A 6,230-nucleotide genomic window follows, 5' to 3' on the forward strand; every position below is an offset into this window, starting at 1 on the left:
CTAGAAAAACAGTGCGCGACAGTGGACAATGATAGCGATGAACAGCCCCAGCAATTTCAAAGAATGTGCCCTCACCTGATTTCATTTCCTTATCATCCCAAGTCAGATGTGGCGCTGCCGCATCGGAACCGGACGGAAGAAGCGGTACAATCGCGGGATAGTCACCACCGAAACCCAAACCTTCGTCGTATCGCAATCCAGCATCATAGATTTCTGCAACAAGATCGCATTTGCGAATTCCTGGCTCGACCTTTTCGAATATCCGGCGGTGCATACGCTCAACAATCTTTCCCGCCTGCCGCATATAGGTCAGCTCGGCCTCAGATTTCACCGCGCGCTGCCAATTGACCAACGTGTTGGCGTCGTTGAATTTGGCGTCCGGCAAATTCTTTTGCAGCGACGCAAATGCCGCCGCCGTGAACCAATAGTTATCCATTTCCACGCCAATTGAACCGCTACCGGCACCAATATCTTTTAGCCGTGCCGATAAATAGTCCATTGGATGCCGCTCTGGGGATTGCACGTAGTGATCGGGATAACCAATGATATTAACCGGGTCCATAAAGCATGTGCGCAACGCGCCGTTGGCGTCCTGACTGCGTCCAAACCAGATCGGGTCATCGTTCAACCTCAAAACAACGCATTGATGCACATAAAAAGACCAGCCATCGTAACCGGTGAGCCAGTTCATGTTCGACGGGTCGGTCACAATCAAAATATCGATGCCTTTACGGGTCATCTCTGACCGGGTCTTTGCGATCCTGTTCTGAAACTCCTGCATCGAGAAATGCAATGTTGGTGCGGGCATTTTGTTCTCTACTGACGAAGTTGCTTCCCCAAGGACGGTTCTTAATTCCCTGCCTATCAGATTTGGCTATTACGGTATCCTGTGATCCTCAATTCTACCAGTACAGAGCTTTTAGCATCAGCAGAAAGCGCGCAACCGAATACACCCGATCTGGCACCAATGCCGAACTCGAAAATCTCTACGTCTGAATTTTCGATCTTGAATCGACCGCCATATCACATTGCAAGTTAGTAAGTACCCGCTGAGCGCCTTAATCCTGATTTTGCGCGACTGTGTCCGATAGCTCGAGCCCGCCAATCTGGGCCAGCAGATCCACAATGTGGTCAACACCCTCACCATGTCGCAAGGACGAGAATACAAAAGGCCTTCCCTGACGCATTTTACCTGCATCGCTGTCCATAACGTCTAAGGATGCCCCGACATGGGGGGCGAGGTCGGTTTTATTAATAATCAAAATGTCTGATTTGGTTATCGCCGGGCCACCTTTGCGCGGTATTTCCTCGCCCGCCGCGACGTCGATTACATACAAAGTAACATCGGCAAGTTCCGGACTGAACGTCGCAGACAGGTTGTCTCCACCGCTCTCGATCAGAACCACATCAATGTCCGGGTGACGGTCCTGCATTTCTGCGACAGCAGCTAGATTAATCGAAGCGTCCTCTCTGATCGCGGTGTGAGGGCACCCACCCGTCTCCACGCCTATGATCCGATCCTGTGGCAAAATCTGCATGCGCATCAGGGCCTCGGCATCTTCACGGGTATAGATATCATTGGTAATCACACCAATTGAAACTCTGTCTCGCAATGCTGTGGACAGTGCGGCCGTAAGAGTTGTCTTTCCCGCCCCTACTGGGCCTCCTATTCCAACCCGCAATGGTCCGTTCATTTTACTCATGTTCGGAATATCCTCGAATACTGGCGCTCATGTTTCATCGACGCCACATCGCACAAAAATGCGGTCGAACCCAAAGCATCAAGGTCGCTGTCCTGCACCTGTTGAGCAACCTCGGCACAAAGAGGCGTCAGTTCTCGGATCAGATGCTGCCCTTCTGTCTGTCCAAGCGGTATCAGCCGCGTCGCGCAAGCCACAAGATTAGCCATAAAACTTTGCAGAAACATTTGACAAGTCAGCCCCGAAGGCAGGTTTTGACAATGGGCTGCGTATCCCACAGCAACCGGATAAGTGAGTTTAGGCATGTTTATTTCCCAAACATTAGCAGTCACTGAGCAAAAAGCAGTGCCCAGCAAAAGAGTCTCGGACAGCCTTTCAGACGATGCGCAAAAGGCGCGTGCCTTTGCGTCAACTTCCAACAGTTCTTTTTTGTCCTTAGCTTTGTATGCCGCCATCAAGAAAATGCCGTCATTTCGGCCGGAGCCAAATTGCAATACGTCTGCAATCCACGCGCGCGTTTGCTGCGCATCCGTTACATCGGAACTTTCGATGGCCCATTCCAAACCGTGAGAATAGGCGAATCCTCCCACCGGATAGGCAGGTGAAAACCACTGCGTCAGCGTTAAGATATCTGAGTCAGTGGGCGTGGCCATGTGTCCTGCCATGCCCATAAGCTCCGCCTTCAGGCGTGAACGGCTCGATAACTTCACGCGTGCTGGCCCCTAATTTCACAAGCATATCGCGGATCACATGATCACGCTGAATCAACAGTCTACGCAATTCGATCTGGCAAGGAGTGTGACGATTTCCGATATGCCAAGCCAGACGCAGTAAGTTTTCACCAGTTACTTCCAGCAACTCTTCCGGCGCTGCGACAATTTCGATCTCACGCCCATCTTCCAGAACCAAAACACCTCCGTGATCCAATGACTTGGTTTGGGCTAGATCGACTAGAAATGCCTCGCCGTCATCGGTAGCCAGCATTTTGCGGCGCAAAAAACGCCCATCATAATCAAGCGAAACTTGAGAATACACAGGAGCTTGCGGGTGGTCATGGTAAATTCGGGCCGTTTTGATAGCGATCGACATCTGGGGCCTCCTTATAATCTCAAAACATGAAATAGCGCTGTGCCATCGGTAGAAACTCGGCAGGCTGGCAGGTCAGCAGCTCGCCATCGGCGCGAACGTCGTAGGTTTCAGGATCCACTTCAATCCTTGGGGTCGCATCGTTTAGCAGCAGGTCGCTTTTGCCAATGTCCCTTGTATCGCGCACGGCGACAGTCTGTTTTGCCAGACCCAATGTATCACCAATCCCTTTGGCTTGCGCGGCTTCCGACACAAATGTGATCGCCGAGTTCTCAACCGAACGCCCAAAGGCTCCGAACATCGGGCGACTGTAAACTGGCTGCGGCGTTGGGATCGAGGCGTTGGGATCGCCCATCTGAGCACATACAATGGTTCCCCCTAGAAGAACCATCTCGGGTTTCACCCCAAAGAAAGCGGGGTTCCACAGGACCAAGTCAGCGCGTTTTCCCTCTTCAATGCTGCCGATTTCATGGCTCAGACCGTGCGCAATCGCCGGGTTGATGGTGTATTTGGCTATATAGCGACAGACACGCATATTATCATTTTCACCGGTCTCTTCAGGAAGACGCCCTCGCTGTTTTTTCATCTTGTCAGCGGTTTGCCAGGTGCGGATCAATACCTCGCCTACACGGCCCATGGCTTGACTGTCTGAGGCTATAATACTGAAAGCACCCATGTCGTGAAGGATGTCTTCGGCCGCAATGGTTTCACGCCGTATTCGGCTTTCGGCAAATGCCACATCTTCAGGGATGGATTTGTCGAGGTGGTGACAAACCATAAGCATGTCCAAGTGTTCTTCGACCGTATTCACCGTAAATGGCCGCGTTGGGTTTGTCGAAGAGGGCAGAACGTGCTGCTCTCCGCAAATCTTTATGATGTCAGGCGCGTGGCCGCCTCCGGCACCTTCCGTGTGGAATGCATGGATTGTACGGCCCTTCATTGCGCCCACCGTGTTTTCCACGAAACCGGACTCGTTCAACGTGTCAGTATGGATCATAACCTGAACGTCCATCGCGTCAGCCACGGTGAGGCAACAGTCGATCGCAGCCGGTGTCGTGCCCCAGTCTTCGTGCAGCTTTAGTGCACAAGCTCCGGCGTTGACTTGTTCTTCCAATGCTGTGGGCAACGAGGCGTTCCCCTTGCCAGCAAAGGCCAGATTCATTGGAAAAGCGTCAGCCGCCTGCAGCATCCGTCCAATGTGCCACGGACCAGGAGTGCAAGTGGTCGCCAATGTACCGTGTGCCGGGCCGGTACCGCCCCCCAACATTGTTGTCAGACCGGAGTGCAACGCGTCCTCGATCTGTTGCGGGCAAATAAAATGGACATGACTGTCGAACCCACCTGCGGTTAGGATGCGCCCTTCGCCAGCGATAGCTTCGGTGCCGGGTCCGATGATTATATCGACCCCGGGTTGCATGTCCGGATTGCCGGCTTTTCCGATTTTGGAGATTCGACCGTCTTTTAAACCTACATCCGCCTTGTATATGCCCGAGTAATCAACAATTAGTGCATTGGTAATCACAGTGTCCACGGCGCCGCCCGCACGTGTCACCTGAGATTGTCCCATGCCATCCCGAATAACCTTGCCACCGCCGAATTTGACTTCCTCGCCATAAAGCAACGCGTTTTCACCAGTGCCGCCCGAGCTTGCGGACCCGGAACTTTCAGCGGCCAGATCTCGCTCGACCTCGATTATCAAATCGGTGTCCGCCAGACGAAGTTTGTCTCCAACCGTTGGGCCAAACATGGCTGCAAAATCTGAGCGTTTGATTTTTGCCGGCATCAGAGTGACCCCATAACCTTTTGGTTAAATCCGTATACCTTGCGCGCGCCACCGATTGGGATCAAGAAGACTTCGCGACTTTGCCCCGGCTCAAACCGAACGGCCGTTCCAGGGGCGATATCCAATCGCATGCCGTACGCGGCGTCGCGGTCGAATTCCAGCGCCGGGTTGGTTTCCGCAAAATGGTAATGCGAGCCCACTTGCACAGGTCGATCGCCAGTATTTGCGACCAACAAATTGACCGCTTTCGCATCGGCATTCAGTGTGATTTCACCTTTGACAGGAAACAACTCACCGGGGATCATTTCGGCAGCTTCGACAGAAGAGAAATTGCGACCAATGCCGCAAGAACCAAGCCCGTGCTCAACACCACATAGTCAGTGCTATGGGCGTGGAAACTTGTGCCAGAATGGGCCATTGCCGGACCGGACAAAAAAAGAGTTGGAAACAGCAAACGTGTCATGGGCGCATCCCTAGTTGGTTATCGGATTGGATTGTGAACAGTCACGAGTTTAGTGCCATCAGGAAAGGTCGCTTCGACCTGAACTTCGTGGATCATTTCAGGAACACCTGCCATACATTGTTCTCTGGAAATAACATCTGCCCCAGCCTCCATCATGTCAGCCACAGAACACCCATCGCGGGCACCTTCCACCACTGCGTCTGTAATAAGAGCAATTGCTTCAGGGTGGTTCAGCTTTACACCCCGAGCCAGCCGCTTGCGTGCAACCTCTGCCGCCATGGCAACTAATAATTTTTCCTTCTCGCGGGGAGTTAGGTTCATGTCAAAGCATCCAACATCTTGGGAGAGTATTGTTGTTCAATTGCCGTAAAACTGGCAGTAAAGACTGTCGAAGATAATAGCCGTTCTTCGCGAATAGACGCACAGTCAGCAGGTTTTTTTGAAGCAAACTGGCTCCACCTGTATCAGGCAACATATCGCAGATCGGGCTTAGTTGCCCTTCGGCCATGTCCGAGGCGAAAACTACCAGCGCCATTGCGCCGGCCCCCTGCGCGATATTGGGCCGGTCAAGATGTTCGTGCAAATTGCCTGAAAAAGATATCGCGTCCAGAAACGCGACCTTTTTTTCCTGCCAAATTTCTATCCGGTCTCGCAGCCGAATGTCATTCAGTATTTCCCCCATTGCAGGTCGGCCAAAAACAAGAGGCTCCACCATCAAAACGTGGCTCTTTGCTTCAAGGTCAATGACCAACCGCCGATCCAAAGCGCTCCCGTTGAACAGAAGCGTTTCTTGCGGCAACCAGTTTACCCTCGCTCCAGTTCGAACTTTTATCTGACTTCTGACTTTCCCGGTCTGGCTAGGTTTCGCCTTGTAGGCGCGTTCACAGGCTTGCGTCGTCAATGTCAGACTCGTTCCTGACTTTGCTTCAACGTTAAGCCTAAACCTGTCGCCCCCGGTGACTCCACCCGCTGTATTCAGAAGGACAGCATCTAAATCCTGTCTGTCCCCTCTCGGAAACAAACATTTGAAAGAACCTACCTGCCGAAATTTGTCGATCACACTACGCCCTCCCAAAGGTTTTATTCTGAGCTCGACAACACCTTCAGCGCGCGGTTGCACGGATAAATCTTCGGACGGTATGTGCGAAAACTGATTAATGACAGAGTCTTCCAGAGATATTCCTGTGAAACTTTTTTC

At 52.2% G+C, this 6,230-nt stretch carries 9 protein-coding genes; all 9 read right to left on the reverse strand.

The window, feature by feature from the left end; translation table 11 throughout:
* Positions 1-808, reverse strand: an 808-nt coding sequence (locus AC2FNE_RS24215) for an aminopeptidase P family N-terminal domain-containing protein (RefSeq protein ID WP_496806524.1), incomplete at its 3' end; no start/stop codon positions are given.
* A 250-nt stretch (positions 809-1,058) separates the two neighbouring features.
* A complete protein-coding gene (ureG, locus tag AC2FNE_RS24220) occupies positions 1,059-1,703 on the reverse strand; it encodes an urease accessory protein UreG (protein WP_170480054.1) in 645 nt (214 codons plus the stop codon).
* Positions 1,700-2,365: an urease accessory protein UreF gene (locus AC2FNE_RS24225; RefSeq protein ID WP_254442531.1), complete on the reverse strand. Its 666-nt coding sequence runs from the start codon at positions 2,363-2,365 to the stop codon at positions 1,700-1,702. Before AC2FNE_RS24225 ends, ureG begins: the two co-directional genes overlap by 4 nt.
* The gene (locus AC2FNE_RS24230) at positions 2,337-2,789 is read right to left on the reverse strand and encodes an urease accessory protein UreE (RefSeq protein WP_170605653.1); all 453 of its coding nucleotides are present in this window, start codon (positions 2,787-2,789) and stop codon (positions 2,337-2,339) included. The genes AC2FNE_RS24225 and AC2FNE_RS24230 overlap by 29 nt, the downstream gene beginning before the upstream one ends.
* Before the next feature lie 19 nt (positions 2,790-2,808).
* Positions 2,809-4,569, reverse strand: coding sequence for an urease subunit alpha (ureC, locus tag AC2FNE_RS24235; RefSeq protein ID WP_496806525.1), 1,761 nt, complete (start codon positions 4,567-4,569; stop codon positions 2,809-2,811).
* Positions 4,569-4,874 (reverse strand): urease subunit beta, encoded by a 306-nt coding sequence (locus tag AC2FNE_RS24240; RefSeq protein WP_170605650.1) that lies wholly within the window; start codon positions 4,872-4,874, stop codon positions 4,569-4,571. The genes ureC and AC2FNE_RS24240 overlap by 1 nt, the downstream gene beginning before the upstream one ends.
* Positions 4,871-5,032: a hypothetical protein gene (locus AC2FNE_RS24245; RefSeq protein ID WP_496806526.1), complete on the reverse strand. Its 162-nt coding sequence runs from the start codon at positions 5,030-5,032 to the stop codon at positions 4,871-4,873. The genes AC2FNE_RS24240 and AC2FNE_RS24245 overlap by 4 nt, the downstream gene beginning before the upstream one ends.
* 18 nt (positions 5,033-5,050) lie before the next feature.
* Positions 5,051-5,353 (reverse strand): urease subunit gamma, encoded by a 303-nt coding sequence (locus AC2FNE_RS24250; RefSeq protein WP_170605646.1) that lies wholly within the window; start codon positions 5,351-5,353, stop codon positions 5,051-5,053.
* 1 nt (position 5,354) lies between these two features.
* Positions 5,355-6,230, reverse strand: an 876-nt coding sequence (locus AC2FNE_RS24255) for an urease accessory protein UreD (RefSeq protein WP_496806527.1), incomplete at its 5' end; no start/stop codon positions are given.

The sequence above is a fragment of the Ruegeria sp. YKSD179 genome (assembly GCF_059612885.1).

Excerpts from the sequence above, each read along its gene's own strand:
- ureG (WP_170480054.1), bottom strand. The coding sequence starts at position 1,703 with ATGAGTAAAATGAACGGACCATTGCGGGTTGGAATAGGAGGCCCAGTA.
- AC2FNE_RS24225 (WP_254442531.1), bottom strand. The coding sequence starts at position 2,365 with ATGGCAGGACACATGGCCACGCCCACTGACTCAGATATCTTAACGCTG.
- AC2FNE_RS24230 (WP_170605653.1), bottom strand. The coding sequence starts at position 2,789 with ATGTCGATCGCTATCAAAACGGCCCGAATTTACCATGACCACCCGCAA.
- ureC (WP_496806525.1), bottom strand. The coding sequence starts at position 4,569 with ATGCCGGCAAAAATCAAACGCTCAGATTTTGCAGCCATGTTTGGCCCA.
- AC2FNE_RS24240 (WP_170605650.1), bottom strand. The coding sequence starts at position 4,874 with ATGATCCCCGGTGAGTTGTTTCCTGTCAAAGGTGAAATCACACTGAAT.
- AC2FNE_RS24245 (WP_496806526.1), bottom strand. The coding sequence starts at position 5,032 with ATGACACGTTTGCTGTTTCCAACTCTTTTTTTGTCCGGTCCGGCAATG.
- AC2FNE_RS24250 (WP_170605646.1), bottom strand. The coding sequence starts at position 5,353 with ATGAACCTAACTCCCCGCGAGAAGGAAAAATTATTAGTTGCCATGGCG.